The 19,970-nt window shown below is 64.7% G+C and carries 15 protein-coding genes; 6 read left to right on the forward strand and 9 right to left on the reverse strand.

All coding sequences use genetic code 11. The annotated features are described in order from the left end of the window. Positions 1 to 78 precede the first annotated feature (78 nt). The 6 genes from HNP60_RS05445 to HNP60_RS05470 all read right to left on the reverse strand — a co-directional run bounded on the left by HNP60_RS05445 (position 79) and on the right by HNP60_RS05470 (position 11,838). Entirely contained in the window at positions 79 to 1,677 is a 1,599-nt protein-coding gene (locus HNP60_RS05445) for an amidohydrolase (RefSeq protein WP_184151147.1), read from the reverse strand. Positions 1,678 to 1,845: 168 nt separating this feature from the next. Next, the gene (locus HNP60_RS05450) at positions 1,846 to 4,500 is read right to left on the reverse strand and encodes a M14 family metallopeptidase (RefSeq protein WP_260394699.1); all 2,655 of its coding nucleotides are present in this window, start codon (positions 4,498 to 4,500) and stop codon (positions 1,846 to 1,848) included. 66 nt (positions 4,501 to 4,566) lie between these two features. Continuing rightward, complete coding sequence (locus HNP60_RS05455) at positions 4,567 to 7,536, reverse strand: TonB-dependent receptor domain-containing protein (RefSeq protein ID WP_184151153.1); 2,970 nt, start codon at positions 7,534 to 7,536, stop codon at positions 4,567 to 4,569. A 688-nt stretch (positions 7,537 to 8,224) separates the two neighbouring features. Continuing rightward, positions 8,225 to 9,946: a putative 2OG-Fe(II) oxygenase gene (locus HNP60_RS20175; protein WP_184151155.1), complete on the reverse strand. Its 1,722-nt coding sequence runs from the start codon at positions 9,944 to 9,946 to the stop codon at positions 8,225 to 8,227. Between the two features lie 84 nt (positions 9,947 to 10,030). Further along, positions 10,031 to 10,597 (reverse strand): helix-turn-helix domain-containing protein, encoded by a 567-nt coding sequence (locus HNP60_RS05465; RefSeq protein WP_014075513.1) that lies wholly within the window; start codon positions 10,595 to 10,597, stop codon positions 10,031 to 10,033. 389 nt (positions 10,598 to 10,986) lie between these two features. Beyond that, positions 10,987 to 11,838 (reverse strand): dienelactone hydrolase family protein, encoded by an 852-nt coding sequence (locus tag HNP60_RS05470; protein ID WP_184151158.1) that lies wholly within the window; start codon positions 11,836 to 11,838, stop codon positions 10,987 to 10,989. 106 nt (positions 11,839 to 11,944) lie between these two features. On the opposite strand from HNP60_RS05470, the gene phhA reads away from it, so the two are divergent. After that, complete coding sequence (gene phhA / locus HNP60_RS05475) at positions 11,945 to 12,817, forward strand: phenylalanine 4-monooxygenase (protein ID WP_184151161.1); 873 nt, start codon at positions 11,945 to 11,947, stop codon at positions 12,815 to 12,817. A gap of 46 nt (positions 12,818 to 12,863) precedes the next feature. On the opposite strand, the gene HNP60_RS05480 is transcribed toward phhA, so the two are convergent. Both HNP60_RS05480 and HNP60_RS05485 read right to left on the reverse strand, forming a co-directional pair. Further along, complete coding sequence (locus tag HNP60_RS05480) at positions 12,864 to 13,880, reverse strand: 50S ribosomal protein L11 methyltransferase (protein ID WP_184151164.1); 1,017 nt, start codon at positions 13,878 to 13,880, stop codon at positions 12,864 to 12,866. Between the two features lie 113 nt (positions 13,881 to 13,993). Then, entirely contained in the window at positions 13,994 to 15,346 is a 1,353-nt protein-coding gene (locus HNP60_RS05485) for a methyl-accepting chemotaxis protein (protein WP_014075518.1), read from the reverse strand. Between the two features lie 192 nt (positions 15,347 to 15,538). Here HNP60_RS05485 and sdhC point away from each other — a divergent pair, with 192 nt between their 5' ends. The 3 genes from sdhC to sdhA are packed head-to-tail and all read left to right on the forward strand — an operon-like array spanning position 15,539 to position 18,179. Then, a complete protein-coding gene (gene sdhC / locus HNP60_RS05490) occupies positions 15,539 to 15,973 on the forward strand; it encodes a succinate dehydrogenase, cytochrome b556 subunit (protein WP_184050101.1) in 435 nt (144 codons plus the stop codon). Beyond that, complete coding sequence (gene sdhD / locus HNP60_RS05495; RefSeq protein ID WP_014075520.1) at positions 15,973 to 16,362, forward strand: succinate dehydrogenase, hydrophobic membrane anchor protein; 390 nt, start codon at positions 15,973 to 15,975, stop codon at positions 16,360 to 16,362. Before sdhC ends, sdhD begins: the two co-directional genes overlap by 1 nt. Beyond that, positions 16,362 to 18,179 (forward strand): succinate dehydrogenase flavoprotein subunit, encoded by a 1,818-nt coding sequence (gene sdhA, locus HNP60_RS05500; protein ID WP_184050099.1) that lies wholly within the window; start codon positions 16,362 to 16,364, stop codon positions 18,177 to 18,179. Before sdhD ends, sdhA begins: the two co-directional genes overlap by 1 nt. Before the next feature lie 353 nt (positions 18,180 to 18,532). Here sdhA and HNP60_RS05505 read toward each other — a convergent pair whose 3' ends face one another. Next, positions 18,533 to 18,694 carry a YdcH family protein gene (locus HNP60_RS05505; protein WP_184156882.1) on the reverse strand — a complete coding sequence of 54 codons (162 nt, stop codon included), beginning with the start codon at positions 18,692 to 18,694 and terminating at the stop codon, positions 18,533 to 18,535. A gap of 226 nt (positions 18,695 to 18,920) precedes the next feature. Here HNP60_RS05505 and HNP60_RS05510 point away from each other — a divergent pair, with 226 nt between their 5' ends. Both HNP60_RS05510 and HNP60_RS05515 read left to right on the forward strand, forming a co-directional pair. Then, entirely contained in the window at positions 18,921 to 19,160 is a 240-nt protein-coding gene (locus tag HNP60_RS05510) for a YdcH family protein (protein ID WP_014075523.1), read from the forward strand. Between the two features lie 175 nt (positions 19,161 to 19,335). Next, positions 19,336 to 19,815 carry a DUF1465 family protein gene (locus tag HNP60_RS05515; protein ID WP_184151167.1) on the forward strand — a complete coding sequence of 160 codons (480 nt, stop codon included), beginning with the start codon at positions 19,336 to 19,338 and terminating at the stop codon, positions 19,813 to 19,815. Positions 19,816 to 19,970: the final 155 nt, after the last annotated feature.

A 19,970-nucleotide genomic window follows, 5' to 3' on the forward strand; every position in this document is an offset into this window, starting at 1 on the left:
GTCCGGACAAGGGACCGGGCGCCGTTCGCTGTCGCGGCGGGGCCGGCCAAACCGGCCCCGGCCGTCATCTCTATAGCTCTATTGCGTCTTTTCGAGTGTCGGCCACTTGACGCCGAGCTGATCCAGATAAGTCTTGTACTTTGCCGGATTGTAATAATAGGGCCGCATCTTTTCGCGGAATTGCTCCATGATGTCGGCATTCATTTCGATATAGGGTTTCTCATTCGTGAGAACCGGCTGGTATTTGACCTCCTTAGTCTGAACATCGGTGAAATAGGTCTTGGCCGAGGCCAGGAGCTCCGGCTTCGTCATGAGATCGAGCATGGTCATGGCCATCGCCTTGGCCCCGGCGACGGCGCCCTTGTGCGCAATGGGCGTGGCCATGGCGATGGCGTTCGACCAGTTGTGGCCGGGCAGGTTCGGAATGTTGGACGGGAAGCGAATGGTGATCGTCGGCTTGGTCCAGGAGACATCCCCGATGTCGTCCGAGCCGCCGCTCTTGGGCTCGGGCACGGGCGCCGCGAGCGCATCCAGCTCGGTATCGAGCCCGGTCTGCTTTCCCTCGACGAGCTTCTGCACGGCCTTGGCGAACTGCTGTTCCTCCGCCGTCCAGGTCGGCAGGCCGACCTTCTTGATATTCTCGAAAGCGGCTTCCGCGATCGGCTTGCTCATGTGCCGGGGCGCAGCCGTGCCGATGATGCGGCTGGAGACGGTCGTGTCCGTCATCATCGCGGCCGCATCCGCCATCTTCTTGCTGATGTCGAAGTTCTTGCGGATATGGTCGAAGGTCTGCTCGCGGACATAGTACCAGACCGTCGCGGACGAGGGGACGACATTGGGGAAGTCGCCGCCATCCTTGATGACATAATGCGAGCGCTGCTCGGGCCGCAGATGCTCGCGGCGGAAGTTCCAGCCGATGTCCATCAGCTCGACGGCATCGAGGGCGCTGCGGCCGCGCCAGGGCGCGCCGGCCGAATGGGCAGATTCGCCACTGAAGGTATAGAGCACCGAAATGCCGCCGGTGCCGCTCTGCTCGCCCCAGCTCGTGCCGAGATTCGAGCCGACATGCGTGAAGAGCACGGCATCGACATCCTTGAACATGCCGTCCCGCACGAAGAAGGCCTTGGCCGCGACCGGCTCCTCCGCGACGCCGGGCCAGAGCAGCAGGGTGCCGGGGATCTTCTCCCGGATCATGATGTCCTTGACCGCGAGCGCGGCCGCGATGTTCACGGCCTGCCCGGAATTATGGCCCTCGCCATGGCCGGGCGCGCCCTCGACGAGCGGCTCGCGCCAGGCGACGCCCGGCTTCTGGCTGGCCTTGGGAATGCCATCGAGATCCGAGCCGACGGCGATGACCGGGCCGCCTTCGCCATTCTTCCACACCGCCGTCCAGGCCGTGGGCATGCCGGAGACGCCGCGCGTCACGGTGAAGCCGTTCTTCTCGAGAATGGCCGTGATATATTTGGAGGTCTCGAATTCCTGCATGCCCAGCTCGCCGAAGCTGAAGATGGAATCGATCATCTCCTGCACGAGCTTGCTCCGGCTCTCCACGCCCTTCACGGCTTCGGTCTTGAGTGCCTCGACGCGCTCGGGGGCGACCTGGGCAAGCGCGGCGTCAGCGCCGATGAGACTGAGGAGCGCAATGACCGCCCGGCTTCCCGCAGCAAATGAATTCATGTGATATTTCCCTTTATCCATCCCCGCCGCGACGGACGGGGTTGCGCTGTGCGATGAACCGGCGATGCCCCCCGGTCCCACCGGACCGGAACGGATTCCCCATGCACGGGAACGGAGGAACATGCATGGCGAAGGCCGAACCGGTCCGGTAGCTCGAAGCTGCCCCTTCTAGGAGACGGGCGCCAGCAGTGAATCGAACAGCAGCTTGTAAGTGCCGTGCGCCTGACTGCGGTGCTGGGGGCGGAAGCCGATGAGGATCACATCCCCCTTGCCATGCTTGACCGAGACCATCGCCGCCTTGCCGGCGATCACTTCCTCGCCCAGCAGCCAGCCGCTCTGGAGCACGTCCTTGTCCGTATAGGACGCGATCACCTTCACATTCTCGTTGCGGATGCGCGGGATGACTTCATAGGCCTGACAGCCGGCCGTGAAGATGGCGAGCGCCTTGTCCGGCATGCCATAAGCGTGCGGATCGCTGGTATCCACGTTCATCCGGAAGGTGGAACCGGGCGACCAGAACTCCTTGGACGACTTGCCCGCGACGACATTGGCGACCGGAAGGCCGAACTTCTTGATCGGCAGATCACCGGCCTGCGCGAATGTCACGAGCTTGCCCCCGGCCTTCACGAATTCCTCCAGCGCCTTGACGCCGGCATCGCCGAAGCCGCTGTGATATTCCGGCGGCACGCCCTCGAGATTGTCGCGCCCGCCGGGGCGGCCGCCCATGTCCGAAGCGTCGCCCGTCATCGCGCCGAGCGAATCGTCCGGCAGCACGATCACATCATATTTCTTGATGAGATTGCCGGCCTTGATCTCGGCATCCATGATGGAGGTGTAGCCATAGTCATAGCTTTCGAACACGAAGCGGGTCCAGCCCTCGTCCATGTTGCCGCCGCGATAGCGCTTGAGCATCGCGATGCGCGGCGCCTTGACGGCGATCGCGCTGCCGGCCGGCGCGGCGCCTGCGGCCGTGAAGTTCACGCCCGTGGAGGCCGCGATGCTCTCGGCCGTGGCGCCGCTCACGCCGGAGACGATGAAGTCCCCGACCTTCGCCGCGCCGGACGCGGTAGTGACGCGCTGCACAGTGGCGCCGCCCTTGAGCAGCAGGTTGACGGCATGGAAGCTGTCATTGAGCGCAGCGTCCAGCAGATAGGGGCCGCTGCCCTCGACCGTGCCGCGCGGCGCGATCGCTGCGCCGAGGCGCTCCAGCCCGGCGATCGCGACCGGGGTGGCGACCGGCGTGCTCTCGACGCCCATGAACTCGGTCATGGCATCGGTCGACATGTCATAGGGCCGGATGGGCGTGCCGTCCTTCGTGCGGGCATAGCTGTCGTCGGGGAAGAAGGTCTGGCCGAGCAGCCAGCGCACCAGGCCCATCTTCGGCTGGTCCATCGGCACGACGAAGGTGCCTGCCTCATAGATGTGCCCTTCATGCGTGAATGGCGCGGGCGCGCGATAGACGTCGACCTTCTGCGCGAGCAGGGCATTGACCATCTTGGTCGCGGTCAGCGGATCGTGCTGCTTGACGTCGATCACATAGGCCTTGGTTTCGCCCTCGGCGCCGCGCCGGGTCTGGCGCAGGGCCTTGGTGTACATATTGCGCAGCACCATTTCCTTGTTCTTCGCCGCCGCGTCCACCAGCGCCCAGGACGTCACTTTCTGCCGGTCGACGATGTCGCGCACGCGCCACCAGCCGCCGGGCCAGGGATTGGGCATGTTCATCTGCGCCTTGTTGTCCGGCACGTTGCGCTGGCCGCCCTTGAGCTGGTCGGGATGGACATAGAGCGGGGTGGCGAGATTGGCGCTCGCGGATTCGTCCAGCATGCCCGCGATGTTGTGGAACGGCGTGATCCAGTGGAAGCCGAAATGGCCCCAGCCTGAATAGATGGCGTCGCCGATGCCGCCGGAGAGGTCCGCGGCATCCAGCTCATAGGCCATGGCCGCGCCGAAGAAAGTCATCTCGCGCCACACCAGCGGATCGCCGAAAGGCCGGATCGGGTCAGTATAGGGCGGGATGGAGATGCGCGGCGCATACTGGCCCATCTGGTGATGGTCGATATAGGCCTGCGGCGTCCAGTCGCGGTACAGGATGCTGGCCAGATGCCGGGATTCCGCCATGTTCAGCATGAAGGCGTCGCGGTTGTTATCGTGGCCGACATATTTCTGGTAAAGCCACGGCAGGGCGCTGCCTTCATAGGGCGTGCCGACATATTTCATGTACCAGTCCTGCACCATGTCGTGCCCGTCGGGATTGAGCGAGGGCATGATGATGGTGATGACCTTGTCGAGCACATTCATCATCTCGGGGTCGGTGCGGGTCGCCATGTCATAGGTGAACTCGACCGATGTCAGCGATGCGGCAATCTCGCTCGAATGGAGGTCGTAGGACTGGACGACGACCGCCTTGCCGTCCTTCACGATCCGGTCGAGCTCGTCCTGCGGCACGCCGCGCGGATCGGTGAGCTTGAGGTTCATCTGGCGATACTCCTCGAGCCGCGCGAGATTGGCGGGCGAGGAGATGTACAGCGCGAGGAAGGGGCGTCCTTCGGTCGACTTGCCCAGCTCCACGAGCTTGATGCGGTCGCTCGTCTTCGCCAGTTCCTGATAATAGGCGACCATCTTCGCATAGGGCTCGAGCTTGCGGTCTGTGCCCATGCGATGGCCAAACCAGGATTCGGGCGTCGGCACGGCCGTCTGGGCGGCGGCATGGCTGACGGGGACGACGGTCGTCGCGACCATGCCCCCGATGACTGCCGCGCGCAGCGCGAGAGTCGAGCCCGACAGCATCAGGGCCCGGGCAGCTTTCTGAATGATCGGTTTCATCGGTATCTCCATAAGAACATCAGTGGACAAGGCGTGGCCAGACGGACCCGGCCACGCTTCCGGCGGCTAGAACCGGGCTTTCAGGGACATGAAGAAGTTGCGACCGAGCACGTCGTAGTTGGACGATTCATAGGTCTCCGGCGTGTTGCTGTAGGAAGGCGGTGCCCGGTTGAACACATTGGTCACGCCCGCCGTCAGCTGGATGTCCTTGGTGAAGGCATAGCCGACGTTGAGATCGAACAGATGATAGGCCGCGATCCCCTGCGGCGCGGAGTTCGACGTGACGGAATTGCTGTGCTTCATCTTGTCGATGAAGCGCCAGGTCACGCCCATGTCGAAGCCGCCGAGCGTGTAGGTGAGGTTGGTGTTCGCCTTCCAGGTGGGGTGGACCGCGCCGGCATTGCTCTCGATCGAGAAGCCGATGGTGCCTGCATAGTCGTAAGTCGGGGCGCCCGGCAGGTTCTGCACGGCGAACTTGTCCAGATAGCTCACCACCGTGCGGAAGCTCAGGCTGCCCGGATCGCCGCCGAAGCCGAAATCGGACAGGTCGGCCGCCCAGTCGAACTGCACGTCGATGCCCTGCACCTCGAAAGTGCCGAGATTGAGCAGTGGCTGGCTGGTGGGCGGCTCGAGCGTTCCTTCCGGCGCGCGGGCCAGCAGCTGGCAGTAATAATTGTTGTTGTCGTAGGTCGGGTTGGAGGCGCCATCCGCGTTGAAGCAATATTGCACCGACTGGGTGATCGCGAGAACGCCGATCGCGTCCTTGATCTTGATGTTGTACCAGTCGACCGACATCCGGATCCGGTTCAGCAGCGGGCTGGTGAAGGGCGAGCTGAGCACTGCGCCGAACGACCAGGTGTCGGCGGTTTCCTCGTCCAGATCAGGATTGCCGCCGGTGAGCGGGAAGATCTGCGAGGTGCCGATGAAGCCGGCCGCCGTGGTGCCGTAAGTGCTCTCGGACATGCCTTGGGCGAGGCAGAGCTGCTTGACCTGTGCTTCTGCCCGCCGGCGATATTCCGAGCGATAGTCGCATGGATCGCCGGCGAGGGTGCCGGCCTGCGCCTGGCCGATGCTGGTGCTGCCTGTCGAGATCGGCGCATAAAGCTCGCCGACGCTGGGCGCGCGGATGGCGCGATTGTAGCCGCCGCGCAGGCGGACCTGATCGATCACGCGCCAGTCGAAATCGACCTTGTAGGTATGCGCCCCCCCGATCGAATTATAATCCGAATAGCGATAGCCCAGATCGAGGTTGAACTCCTGCATCAGGGGCAGATCGTGCAGCACGGGCACGAACAGCTCGCCGAACAGTTCCTTCACGTTGACCGCGCCGGCCGAGGAGCGCAGCACGGCGAAGCCGATGATGTCGCTGGTTCCGTCCGGCTGGTCGAGCGCGTCGTCCGACTTGTAATCGAAGGAATTGCGGCGGTAGCTCGCGCCCACCGCGAACCGCACCGCGCCCGCCGGAAGCGGGAACAGGCTGCCCTGCAGAGTGCCCTGCACGATGTCCTGCCTCATGTTGGTCGTGTTCAGGGTGTCGCGCATGACATAGTCCTTGCACGCATCGGAGATCGGCAGGTCGCCGAAGATATTGAAGTCCGTGCAATTGCCGAGCCCGCCCGTGGGGCTGGCGAGCAGCGCTTCCATCCGGCTGAGGCTGAGGCCGCCGGTCTGGCCATTCTTGAAGTCCGATGAACTGGTGCTGCCATAGAGGTCCCAGCTCAGATCGCCGATGCCGAGCTTGCCGGTCAGGCCGACCATGAACTGCCAGACGTCATATTCGTAGGTCTGGCCGCGATTGCCGATGGCCTGCCAGGACTTGTAGAACTGGAAATCCGCCGTGGGATTAGGCCGCGAGGCGAGGATGGTCCTCAGGTCCTCGGGGACGAAGAAGCTGTCATAGGGAATATTTTGAAGGTAGATGTTGTTCGAGAGCGTGGTGTTGACGATCGAGAATTGCTTGTAGGTCGTGAAGTTGAATTGCCCGTAGGCGGAAATGGAATCGGTGACGTCATAGTCCACCCGGCCCATCGCCATGTAGCGTTCCATGTCCGACTGGATGTCGGCGCCGGTCCAGCCGAACTTGAACTGCTTGGACGGTCCGAAGATCGAATTGCCCGAGTCCACGAGATAGGCGTCGTCGCTTTCCACGCCCTTGAAGTTGACGACCGGCGCATTGTTGGCAGTGTAGAGCGTGCCGTCATTGTTGAAGCCGATCTGCGCGCCGCCGCTGTAACGCTGGCTGCCATTGCTGGCGACGAACGGATCAAAGCCATATTTGTCGTGGAAGATGGAATTGACGGCCGCGAGCGTCGGCTCGTTGCCCGAGAAAAGCGCCGAACCATAGGGATTGGCCGCGTTGCCGGTCTGCGGCGTGCGGTCCGAATACCAGGGGCGCTCGCGGCGCTTGGCACGCTCGCGCTTCGAATAATCGAGCGAGACGAAGGCCCGGCCGCGTCCGTCGTCGAAATTGCCGCCCGCGGTCGCGCTGACGCGGTAGTTCGCGCCGTCCCCATAATTGGAAATGCCGGTCGTCGCCTTGAGCGTGAGGCCGGAATAATCGCGCTTGAGGCGGAAATTGACGACGCCCGCCGTGGCGTCCGAGCCGTAAGTCGTGGACGCGCCGCCGGTGATGACCTCGATATTGCCGATCAGGGCTTCCGGTATGGTGTTGAGGTCGACCGAGCCGTCGGGATTGGAGGGTTGCAGGCGCTTGCCGTCGAGCAGGATCAGCGTGCGCTTGGAGCCCAGGCCGCGCAGGGTCGCATAGGCCTGGCCGCCGTTCAGGCCGGTGCCGGTGCTGGAGGTGTTGCTCTGGCCCAGGCCGCCGGCGAACTGCGGCATCTGCGCAAGGGCCCGCTCCACGGTGATCTGGCCAGTGCTTTCCAGCGATTCCGCGCCGATGGAGACGATCGGGCTGTTCGCCTGATAGTCCGGGCGGGAGATGAGCGAGCCTGTGATGACGATGTCGTCCGGTGCGTCGGCCTCAGCCTCGGCCGTCTGGGCGGACGCCGGTTGCATCGCGGCCAGCAGAACCACGCTGCTGGCAGTCGCCAGCAAAATGCTTCGATGGACGACGGAGCCAATGTTACGCGATGAAGAAGATGGAAAATTCAGCATGACCTATCCCCTTTGTTTGACAGGTGTCCTAAAACTGAAAATGCCTCTCCATCATCGAATAGAGCATCGATTATATAGTTTTGTTAATTAATAGAAGCTTCCTTGATTGATGTTCATATATCTAAAATATTATACTTTAGTATTTTACTTTGAGGTGATGAATTCTGCCAAATGACAAAAATAATCATGAATTCAATATTTGAATTGAAAATATATTTTCAGACTATGGGCATTCTATAGGCGTGATGAATCATCCTGCCGCGCGGGTAGGCGTATCATGACAGTGAATTTCGAGTGATTCCGTGGCCTGACTCTCATGCCTGAGAGACAAGTCGGCGCAGGAACTATCAATTTCTATTATGTCGGAGAGGATGACTCTTTATGAGTCTTTCCTCATTCGATTCATCACCCTGTTGATGGCAGTTTGGGGCAATATATATTAATGTCAAGCGGAAATTCCGCTTTAAAAGTCCTTTATCATGGAATTCCTGAGCGGACGGCTTTTTCACGAGCGGGAGCGGGCGGCTCTCCTCAAGGAAAACAGCTGCTTAACCAGGGTTCCGTAGGGTCATGCGCCCGTTTCCGGCACGGATTGCCCGGCTCCGTTTTACTGGATTACGTCTTCCGGCAGGATATCGAAGGCGATGGTGAGTCGGTCGCTTCCGTCCGGGCAAGGTACGGTGCCGTGCCACATATAGGACGGGAAGAGCACGAGCATGCCCGGCTGCGGCCTGACGAAATGCCCGGCTTCCAGAGGCGGGGCGGTCGGAATGCCGGGCTGGCCGAAGCGGATCCAGCCGGCGCGCGTCTCTTCATCATCCATGCCGTCGGGCAGGGCGATGTAGCAGGCGGAGGAAATCCAGCCCTGTGGATGCACATGGTCGACATGAAAGCCGCCCGGTGAGAGCCTGACCGACCACATGCCCTTGAGCCGGTAGCCGCCCCGCCGCCTCGCGCGGAAGGGATCGCTACCGGTGCCCAGGGTCTCGACATAGCGGCGGATGGCGCCATCGATGGCTGTGCGAAAACCCCGGATCGCGGGATCGTCGCTCCTGAGCAGGTCCGCGCTCGTCTGCGTGCCGGAGCGGAGCGACTGGTCGAGCGGATGCGCCATGAAGCCATGGAGGCTGCGCAGGGACGCTGCGAGATCGCCCAGATAGTCCGGCAGACTGCTCCAGCCCGGCGGTGGCTCGATCGTCATGGCACTGACGAAGGCGTCATAATCATAGAGCGCGTCGGCGCGCGCGTCGCCCAGCAGGCGCCATGCCGTCCATTGCGCGGCGATCAGTCCCTGGTCGAGCGGTGTCAGGGCCAGTTGCGCCTCGATCCTGTCCAGCGCCTGTTGCGGCTGGCCAGTCACCAGCAAGGCGTCGATCATTTGGCGGCGGATGCTGCCGCTCGCGGGGGCCAGAGCTTCGGCCCGCAGCGCATGGGCAAGGGCCCGTTCGGGATCGAAGCCGATGGCGAGCTGAGCGGCGGCGCTTTCCGTCTCGGCACTGCCGGGCCCTCCTGCCTGCGTGAGCAGGCGATAGCCTGTCGCCGCGTCGCCCGCGGCATCATGAAAGCGCGCCATGATCATCCGCAGGCGGCCGGCCTGTTCGGTCGCAAGGCCCGGCGCCAGTTCCGCCAGCGCTGCATCAAGGCGTCCGGTGCGCATCCACATGAGCTGGGCGAGATCGCGCAGCGCCTCGACATAGGATGGACGCAAGGCCACGGCGCGGCGAAAGGCCTGTTCCGCTTCATCCAGCCTGTTCTGGCCCTGCAGTGCCCGGGCCAGCACCAGCCATGTCTCGGGCGCCTTGCCGCCGAGCGCGAAAGCCTGGCGTGCCGCCGCTTCAGCGCGTTGCGCATGGCCCGCGTCCCCGAGCGCTGCCGCCAGATTGTGATAAGCGGACGATCGGGCGGGGTAGAGCGCGACGATGCGTTCGCGCTCCGCGAGCCTTTCCTCCGGCCTGTCGAGCGCCTGAAAGGCCCGGGCACGCTCGACGAGCAAGGCTTCTGCCGGACGCGCGACGGCTGCGGCCGGGCCGGTCAGAGCGATGACGCGCTCGGGTTCGCCGCCGGCATTGAGCAGGCGTGCCAGCTCCACGGCAGCGTCCTGAAACAGCGGGTCGAGATCCAGCGCGATGGCGAGTTCCCGCGTCGCGCCGGTTGCATCGCCTCGATGGCGCGCGGCGAGGGCGAGGAAGAAATGGGGCCGGGCATCCTGCGGCGCCTGCCGGGCCGCCGTTTCGAGGAGCCGCTCCGCCTCGGCCAGCCTGCCTTGGCGCATCAGGTCGACAGCGCGCTGGAGATCGCCGGAGAAATGGGGGAGGGGGCCTGTGCTCACGGACGGAGGGGGCCGAAGGTCCGGTAAGGCTGCAGGTCCATCGAAGCGCCTTTGATCGGGGAAGACGCAGCCATCATGTCCGCCCTAGCCCGGGGTGACAACCAGCAGGCCGACGGCCGCCGTGTCGGTATGATTGCGAACGGCGTGCGGCACATCCGCCGGATAGCGCGCGATGGACCCGGTGCCGACGACGGCTGTCGTGTCCGCGCTCGTCACCGTCAGTTCGCCGAGGAAGACGGTGAGATGTTCCCAGCAGCCACGCGTATGCGGGTCCGACACCAGCTCGCCGCCGGGCGCGATGGTCAGATGATAAAGCTCCGGGCCCACGATCTTGTCCGGGCTGAGAATCCGCATGACGCACAGGCCATCCTCCGTGCGGATTTCGGGAACGAACGAGGCGGCCGTCAGCTCGATGCGCCCGCGCCGCTCCACTTTCTGCCCGCCGACGAAATCGGCGAACTCCACGCCGAGCGCCTGCGAAAGATGCCACACGGTCGCCACGGTCGGATTGGCCTGGCCCCGCTCGATCTGCGACAACATCGATCTCGATACGCCCGACGCCGCCGAAAGCGTATCGAGCGTCATTCCATGTTCCTTGCGAAGATCGCGCAGTCTGGGCCCAATAGCGGGCGGTTTCTCTCTGATGGTCATATTGCCCCGGAAAACCAAATTGCCATTTAGCTAGCCGATTTTTGCCAAAATGACAATGGATGCCGATGTAATCTGTTGTAATGCCCTGATAATTCTTCCAGTTTTGGCCTATTATTTCGCAATTATTTCTGCGGCCGTAAGAAAATATGTCAAAGTCTTCTTGTTGGGAAAGTCGCTTTCATGCCCCGCCTCTTTCTCTGGCGGGGACTTCAAGGCGGCATCAAGGCAGCACTTGGTCACACCGCCCTCCGCGCCGGTGCTGCGCAAGGAGTCAGCAGATAGAGTTTTCCATTATATCGGACAAGCCTTCTGTCGCGCGTGCGTCTCCATTCGACGCAGCGCGGGGATGTCCATGGAGGGGGGAGCGGTCCCCTCTGGAGGTGGGCCGGCTAGACCAAAGCCGCCTTGTAGAGCGCCGTCAGCGCTGCCCAGGCGTTCTCGGCGGCTGCTTCGTCATAGGCTTGGCTACCCGGCACGCACCAGCCATGGTCGGCCGGATAGACTTCCACGCTGGCTTCCTTGCCGGCCTTGGCGAAGGCGGCGGTGAGGATGTCCTTGGATTGCGGCTCGCGCGCATCGTCGTTCCGCGCCACCGCGACGAGATAGGCGGCGTTGGTCTTCGGGATCAGCAAATGCGGGCTGTTGGGCTTGTCGGTGGTGAGCCCGCCGCCGTGGAAGCTGGCGACCGCGCCGATGCGGTCCGGCACGGCGGCGGCGGTGCGGAAGGAGAGGGGGCCGCCCATGCAATAGCCCTGCACGCCCGCTTTCTTGCGCCGGTCGGTCTGCGGCCGGGCATCGAGGAAAGCGAGATAGGCCACCGCGTCCTTGTCCACGCCCTCGTCGCTCATCGCCCCGCGATAGCCGAACAATGTCTGCCGGTTAGCGGGATCGTTGAAGTCCGCGCTGATCGCCGAGGCTTTGGCGCTGCGATAGAAGGGGTTGGGCACCAGCACGACATAGCCCTGCGCGGAGAGCCGGCGGCCCATCTCGCGGAACACCGGCCGGAGCCCCATGATGTCCGGCCAGACAAGGACGGCGGGCCATGGCCCGGTGCCGGCGGGATGGAATAGCACGGCGTCGGCCACCCCGTCCGGGGTCTTGACCGTCACGTCCTCCTCGACGACCTGCCCGGCAGCGCAGGCCGCGCCGGAAAAGCCCGTGGCCGCCGCCAGCGCGACGAAGGTGCGGCGCGTGAGGCTCCAGTCCTCGACAAGCCCCTGATTGATCTCATTGTCGCACATGCCGACTCTCTCCCGTCACTTTCGCCCGGATGCTCCCCTGCGCCCGGCGCGCTGTCAACCGGCCCGCGCTTTTACCCTTGCTCCTGCCCGTGCTACACTCGCGTGCATGGAGAGCCTGCATATCCACGAGACACCGCCGCCCGGCGCGGCGCCGGACTGGACCATCGCCCAGAACTGGTCATCCTACAGCGCGCAGGATCATGCGATCTGGGACCGTCTGTTCGCGCGGCAGAGTGCTCAGCTTCCTGGCCGCGCCTGCGAGGCCTATCTGCGCGGGCTGGACGTGCTCAGGCTTTCGCGGCCCGGCATCCCGGATTTCGCGGAACTGTCCGATCGGCTGATGGCGCTCACCGGCTGGCAGGTCGTGGCGGTGCCGGGGCTGGTGCCGGACGATGTGTTCTTCGATCACCTCGCGCATCGCCGCTTCGTCTCCGGCACATTCATCCGGCGCGCGGACCAGCTCGATTATCTCCAGGAGCCAGACGTCTTCCATGACGTGTTCGGGCATGTACCGCTGCTCGCCGATCCGGTCTATGCGGATTACATGCAGGCTTATGGCGAGGGCGGCCTGCGCAGCCTGAGTTTCGGCGCGCTGCACAAGCTGGCGCGGCTTTACTGGTACACGGTCGAGTTCGGACTGGTCGAGGAAGCGGGTGGCCTGCGGCTATTCGGGGCCGGCATCGTTTCCAGCCATGGCGAGAGCATCTTCGCGCTGGACGATCCCAGCCCGAACCGCATCGCCTTCGATCTCCTGCGGGTCATGCGCACCGAGTACCGGATCGACGATTACCAGCAGAGCTATTTCGTGATCCCAAGCTTCGAGGCGCTGCTGAAGGCGACGGCCGAGGCGGATTTCGCGCCGGTCTATGCCGCGCTCGACTCGCTGCCGGATATCGCGCCGGACGCCGTGCTCCCGGAGGATCGGCTCTTCACGCGCGGCACGCAGGCTTATGCGCGCATGAAGGCCGCAGGCGCCTGAGCCGGCAGCGGCAGCGGCAGCGGCACGGGCACGGCGCCGGTGCCGCTTACCAGCTCCCGTAGCCCGGGGCGTCGCCGAAGTCCTCGCGGCGCCAGTGGTGCGGGCGGCGCCAGCCGAAGCGGTGGCGCTTGCGCAGGCGGAGCGTCGGCCAGTCGCCATGGTCGGCGCGCTCCATGAGCAGCATGCCCTGCGCGCGATAAGCGGCGGTCACGCGATCGGCCTGGGTCTTGAGCAGGCCTGCGATCACCAGCGTGCCACCGCCGGCGAGCTGGGCGACGAGGCTTGGCGCCAGCTCGATCAGCGGCCCGGCAAGGATGTTGGCGACGATGAGGTCATAAGGCGCGAGGCCGACGATCAGGTCATGATCGACGCCGGGCGCCGCCACGAGCTGCACTTCACCCGCGCCGCCGCCGAGCGGCACGCCGTTGAGCGCCGCATTCTCGGCTGAGACGGCGACCGCGACCGGATCGATGTCCGAGGCGAGGACATGCGCGCGTGGCCAGAGCGAGAGCGCGGCAAAGGCGAGCAGGCCCGTTCCCGTGCCGATGTCGGCGATGTTGCCGAAGCGATGGCCCGTCTCGCCGAGGCGCGAGAGCACGTCCAGGCAGCCGCGCGTCGTCTCGTGCTGGCCAGTGCCGAAGGCGCGGCTCGCGGGGATGAGAAAATCGGTGAAGCCCGGGGGCGCCGCATCCTCGCCGTCATTGCGGACATGGAAGCGGCCGGCGGTGATCGGCTCCAGCCCCGCCTGGCTCTGCGTCAGCCAGTCGGCATCGGGCACCGGCTCCAGCTTGTAGGGCGTAGCCGTGCCATCGGGCAGGCGCGCGAGGACAGCGGCGATCGTCGCGTCGTCCGGCTTGTGCGGGAAAATGATGTCGAGCAGCCAGTCGTCGGGCCGCGTCTCGTCCGGCTCGCTCGCGACGAGCGCGGGTGGCGAGGGCCAGCCGGCGAACAGCATGTCCGCCTCGTCCTGCAGCTGCTCGCAAAGCGCGCGCGTGCAGGGGAAGCTCATTTGCCAGGCCGGGCTGGCAGGATCAGTGGTTCCGGTCGATGCGGGTTTCTTCATGCCGCCCGTCTAGCGCACCCGGCGCGGAATATGAACCGCGCGCGTCAACGGGTGGCCGGATGGCGGAAACGGGGGACGGAGGTCCGGGCGCGGGGCGTGGCGGACGGCAGGCCTCAGCCCGCCGTGCGCCTGCCGTTGCTGCCGACCGACAGGACGAAGTTCATCGAGCGGTCGCGCAGGCCGCCCAGATGATTGCGCACTTCAGTGAAGCCGCTCTCCAGATCGTCGATCTCGGAGGCCACGATCTCGGTGTCCTGGCGGATGGCCGAGATGTTGGAGGACATGGAATCGGCGGCCAGCGCGGTCTCGTCCACGGCGGCAGTGATCATCGTCACCGTCTGGGACTGGGCGTCCATGGCGGTGCGGATGCGCATGCTCATGGTCTGCACGTCCTGCACCGTGGCGCGGATGCGGTCGTTGGTCTCCACCGAGAGACGCGTGGCGTTCTGGATGGCGGCGATCTTCTGCGCGATATCGTCGGTCGCGCGCGCCGTCTGGCTGGCGAGCGACTTCACTTCCTGCGCCACGACTGCGAAGCCGCGGCCCGCATCGCCTGCCCGTGCCGCCTCGATGGTGGCGTTGAGGGCCAGCAGATTGGTCTGGCCGGCAATGTCGCGGATGAGGCCGAGGATCGATTCGATCGACTGGGCATGGTCGGACAGCGTGGCGGACATGGTGACCGCCTCGCCGGCCTGCTGGGATGCGCGCGCGGCGACTTCGGCCGCCTGGTCGACTTCGGTGCGGGCTTCCTCGATGGCACGGATGAGACCGGAGCTGGTGTGCGCTGCCTCGCGCATGGCGATGGCGGATTGCTCGGCCGCAGCAGCGACTTCGCTTGCCTTGTCGAGCATGCCGCGCGTGGCGCTGGACGCTTCGCGAGCCTGGTCGCGCAGCCGGTCGCCCAGATCGGCGGCCTTGTCGATCTGGCCGGTGAGCAGCTCGGAGAATTGCTGGCGCTGGCGATCGCGCTCGAGGCGATCCTGGTCGCGGATGGAATCGGCATAGGCCGCGCAGCACAGTTCCACCTGGACCAGCGAGATGAATCGCATGGCCCCGAGCAGGGCGGCGCGCTCGTCACGATCGGCGACATTCTCGCCCAGGATCTCGCGGACCTTGTCGACCACGCAGTTGATCGTGAAGATCTGGCTGCGGATGGACAGCCCGCGCGCCATGGCGCTCATCAGGAAAGCGCGCGATTCCTCGCCCCAGCGCTCGCCGGCGAAATCCGTCAGCAGATGCCGGTGGAAAGCACGGGCGCCCTGGCGAAGCAGGTCGAGTTCCCCGGCGCTGTGAGTGTGGAAGACGGCATTGGCGAGATAGGCCTCGTAAGCGGTGTCGCCCAGCTCGTCGATGCGATCGCCGACCGCCTGCGCGATCTTGGCCGCCATGCCCGGGAGCTTGCCCTCCGGGTCAAATTCGCGAAGGCGCTCCGCCATCGAAATCGTATCGCTGATAACTGCGGTCATGGCTTGCTCGATCCCCTGCCCCGACACGGTAACCATCTTGGTCGGATCGCCGGATAGCGACTCTTCGTTAATCGCGGGTTATTGTCGCGGGGGTCCCACCGGTTTCCGGACAGGGACAGCGAACATTTGCAGTGCGGCGGCTTTGCGCTAAAGGGGCCGCGACATTTCACTTCAGCTTCAGGATGGCTCGGCATGGCGCAATCCCGGCAAAGGCCGCTCTCACCGCACCTCTCGATCTGGCGATGGGGCCCGCACATGCTGGTTTCCATCCTGCACCGCGTCACGGGCGACGGCATGGCGGTCCTTGGCGCGCTCATGCTCAGCTGGTGGCTGTTCGCCGCCGCGAGCGGACCCTCGGCTTATGCGACGTTCCAATATTATATGTGGCAGGCCGATGCCGCCGATACGCTCGGCCTGGTGGTCAACGTGCTCGCGCGGATCCTGCTGGTCGGCCTGAGCTGGGCCTTTTTCCAGCATCTTTTCTCCGGCCTTCGCCATCTCGTGCTGGATATGGGCGCGGGCTATGAGCTGCGGACGAACAAGCGCTGGTCAATGCTGATCGTCGCGGCAGCGATCGTGGCGACCATCGCCTTCTGGGGCTGGATGCTGGTGGGGAGGACGCACTGATGGGCACGGGAACGGGAGTAGGCCGCGTTCGCGGTCTTGGATCGGCGCGCAGCGGCACGCATCATTGGGTCGCGCAGCGCGTGACGGCGGTGGGCAATGCCCTGCTGGTCACCTGGTTCGTCGTCAGCCTGGCGATGCTGCCATCCTATGATCATGCCGCGGTCACCGGTTGGCTCGCCCAGCCCATCGTCGCCCTGCCGATGATGCTGATGATCGCCAATCTCTTTTACCATATCCGGCTGGGGCTGCAGGTGCTGATCGAGGACTATGTCCATGACGAGGGCCTGAAGTTCGCCACGCTCATCCTGCTCCATTTCTTCGTGATCGGCTGCGCGGCCGTCGGTCTCTTCTCGGTTGCCCGAATCGCATTTGCCGGAGGCGCGTTCTGATGTCGGAAACTGCTTCGACGCCCGCATACAAGATCATCGACCACACCTATGACGCGGTGGTCGTCGGCGCCGGCGGCTCGGGCCTTCGCGCCACGATGGGCATTGCCGAGAGCGGCCTCAAGACGGCCTGCATCACCAAGGTCTTCCCCACCCGCAGCCACACCGTCGCGGCACAGGGCGGCATCGCCGCGTCGCTCGGCAACATGGGGCCGGACCACTGGACCTGGCACATGTTCGACACCGTGAAGGGATCGGACTGGCTCGGCGATCAGGACGCGATCGAATATATGGTCCGGGAGGCGCCTGCCGCCGTCTACGAGCTGGAACATGCCGGCGTGCCCTTCAGCCGCACCGGCGAGGGCCGGATCTACCAGCGCCCGTTCGGGGGCATGATGCAGAATATGGGCGAAGGCCCGCCGGCCCAGCGCACTTGCGCCGCTGCGGACCGCACCGGCCACGCCATGCTGCATGCGCTCTACCAGCAGAGCCTCAAATATGACGCGGACTTCTTCATCGAATATTTCGCGCTCGACCTCATCATGGAAGATGGCGAGTGCCGGGGCGTCATCGCCCTGTGCATGGATGACGGGACGATCCACCGCTTCCGCGCGCATTCCGTGGTGCTGGCGACCGGCGGCTATGGCCGCGCCTATTTCTCGGCAACCAGCGCGCATACCTGCACGGGCGACGGCGGCGGCATGGTGCTGCGTGCGGGGCTTCCGCTGCAGGACCTGGAGTTCGTCCAGTTCCACCCGACCGGCATCTATGGCGCGGGCGTGCTCATCACCGAGGGCGCGCGCGGCGAGGGCGGCTATCTGACCAACTCGGAAGGCGAGCGCTTCATGGAGCGCTATGCCCCGTCCGCCAAGGACCTGGCGAGCCGCGACGTCGTTTCCCGCTCGATGGCGATGGAAATCCGCGAGGGGCGGGGCGTCGGCGCCAACAAGGACCACATCCACCTGCACCTCGATCATATCGATCCCAAGGTGCTGGCCGAGCGCCTGCCGGGCATCACCGAATCGGGCAAGATCTTCGCCGGCGTGGACCTGACGCGCCAGCCGCTGCCCGTCGTGCCGACCGTGCATTACAATATGGGCGGCATTCCGACCAATTATCATGGCGAAGTGGTGACGCTGAAGGATGGCAATCCCGATACCGTCGTGCCCGGCCTGTTCGCCGTCGGCGAGGCGGCCTGCGTGTCCGTTCATGGCGCCAACCGGCTCGGCTCCAACTCGCTGATCGACCTCGTGGTCTTCGGCCGCGCGACCGGCAAGCGGATCGCCGAACTGGTCAAGCCCGGCACCACGCACAAGCCGCTGGCGAAGGGATCGGAAGAGTTCGCGCTCACCCGTCTCGATCATTTCCGCAACGCAAAGGGCGGCACGCCCACGGCGCAGATCCGGCTCGAGATGCAGCGCACCATGCAAGCTCATGCCGCCGTGTTCCGCACCGAGGAGATCATGGCCGAGGGCGTCGAGAAGCTCGGGCAGGTCTATGCGAGCATGAGCGACATCGCCGTGACCGACCGCTCCCTCATCTGGAACAGCGATCTTGTGGAGACGCTGGAGCTGGACAACCTCATCTCGCAGGCGAGCGTCACCATTCAGGGCGCCATCAACCGCAAGGAAAGCCGCGGCGCCCATGCGCGCGAGGATTATCCGGAGCGCGACGACGCCAACTGGATGAAACACAGCCTCGGCTGGTTCGAGGGCTGGGGCGGCCAGGGTGGCACGGTCACCCTCGGCGAGCGGCCTGTGCACGACTATACGCTCACCGACGAGGTGGAGTATATCAAGCCCAAGAAGCGGGTCTACTGATCGCCGCGTCGCTTATGGCGGCGCGGATTCAGCGGCGCGCATTCTCCGGCATAGCGACGATCGGCCGCGCGTGATCGGCTGTGACCCTGCCCTGCGTGGCTAGGCCATGAGGGCAGTCAGCAGCACGCCGGGAGCCAAGCAGGCTCGGGCGCGCCTTCCGGCAGGCCGGTCGCCGGCGGCAGCCGTCCGGAGGCAGGCAAGAGATGCCCGCCACCCGGAGACCGTCGCCGATCGGCCGGGACCGTCAGTCCGAGAGCTTCGATCCCGCCAGCCTTGCGCTCGCGAGTCTCAACCTCTGTCGATAATCAGGCAGCCTTTATCGGCAATTCGGGTTCGCCGGCTTCTGCCGGCTATCAGGTGCCTGCCTGGGCAAGTTCCTGTTTGATCTGGAGTTTCTGCTTCTTGAGCATCGCTACGAGGAGCGTATCTGGTTGCGGACGCGCGGTCTCCGTCCGGATCCGGGCTTCCAGCCCGGCATGTTTGGCATGAAGTGCGGAAACATGACCTGTATCCATCAGTTCCTCCTTGGCCATTGAGACAATGGGGATTGAGTAGATCACCTTTCTTAGGGTCTGTCGCTGTCTTTTCGACTCTCTTTGCGATGAATCGACGCGAGAGGGTCGGCAGCATGTGCAAGGCAGGCTTCCTCACCCTCGCCATTGCGCCGCCGTGGAATAAAATCCTGCAACTACGCTCTTTTCTTTCGGGGCTTGCGCATTGCGGCCCGGGTGTCGCAGTGCGATGATCGATCGGAGTGAATGGGTTGGAGGTCGCGAGTCGGTGCTGACGGCGGAGGAAATCGAGCGGCGGCTGGAGCTACTGCGCGTCGAGCATCGTGATCTGGATTGCGCCATCGTCGCGCTCAGCCAGCTCGCCCAGCCCGATCAGCTGCAGCTTGCCCGGTTGAAGAAGCGCAAGCTGCGCCTGCGCGACGAGATCACGATGCTGGAGAACAGCCTCATCCCGGATATCATCGCCTGAGGGTGTGGGAAGCGGGCAGGTGCGGCCCCGCATCGCACTGGCGCGCATTTCCGGACGCGCTCTGAGTCGTCTGCCTTGCGCCATTCTGAGACGATTGCGCCGGTGCGGGGCTGCCGGATGTTGATTTGCAGTTAACGCACCTGACAGGGGCGGGGGACTGTGGCAGCAAATCGGGATGAAAGACTCGATCTCGCTGCTCCACCAGTTCGACCGCCGGCTGATCGACAGTCTTTATGTCGAGGCCATGGTGCTGGCCGACGAGGCGCGGTCCTTCTTCGATCATCGGGCAGAGGAGCACCGCGCGGTCCTGAGCCAGGTCGACCGGGTGGAATTCGCGTGCGAATCGCTCAAGGTGACGACCCGCCTGATGCACATCATCGCCTGGCTGCTTACCCAGCGCGCGATCATCCACGGGGAATTGCCCGAGTCGTCGCGCACCGATGCGCATCACCGGCTGGGCGAGGCCGCTTCCACGCCAGCCGGCATGACCGCGCGCTTCAGCGAGGAAATGGCGAGCCTCATCGGCGCAAGCGAGGATCTCTACCAGCGCGTCGCGCGGCTGGAGCGCCAGTTTGTCGGCCGCGCGGACGGGGCGCTGCCCATGCCGACCGGCCCGGCGCGGGACCTGCTCACACGCCTCGAACGCGCTTTCTGAGCCCGGGCCGCCGCGCGGCACCTGTGGGCGGCACTCCACGGAGCCCGCAAAAGCGGTCAGGCGATCGGAATGTCGCTTGCAGTCGGGCGGCGAACTCATAGACAGGGCAGATGTCGCGCCGGTCGCTTGTTTGGCAGTCTTCTCCTGTCGGTTGG

It is taken from the genome of Sphingobium lignivorans, from assembly GCF_014203955.1.
In the GTDB taxonomy this organism is placed as follows: Bacteria; Pseudomonadota; Alphaproteobacteria; order Sphingomonadales; family Sphingomonadaceae; genus Sphingobium; species Sphingobium lignivorans.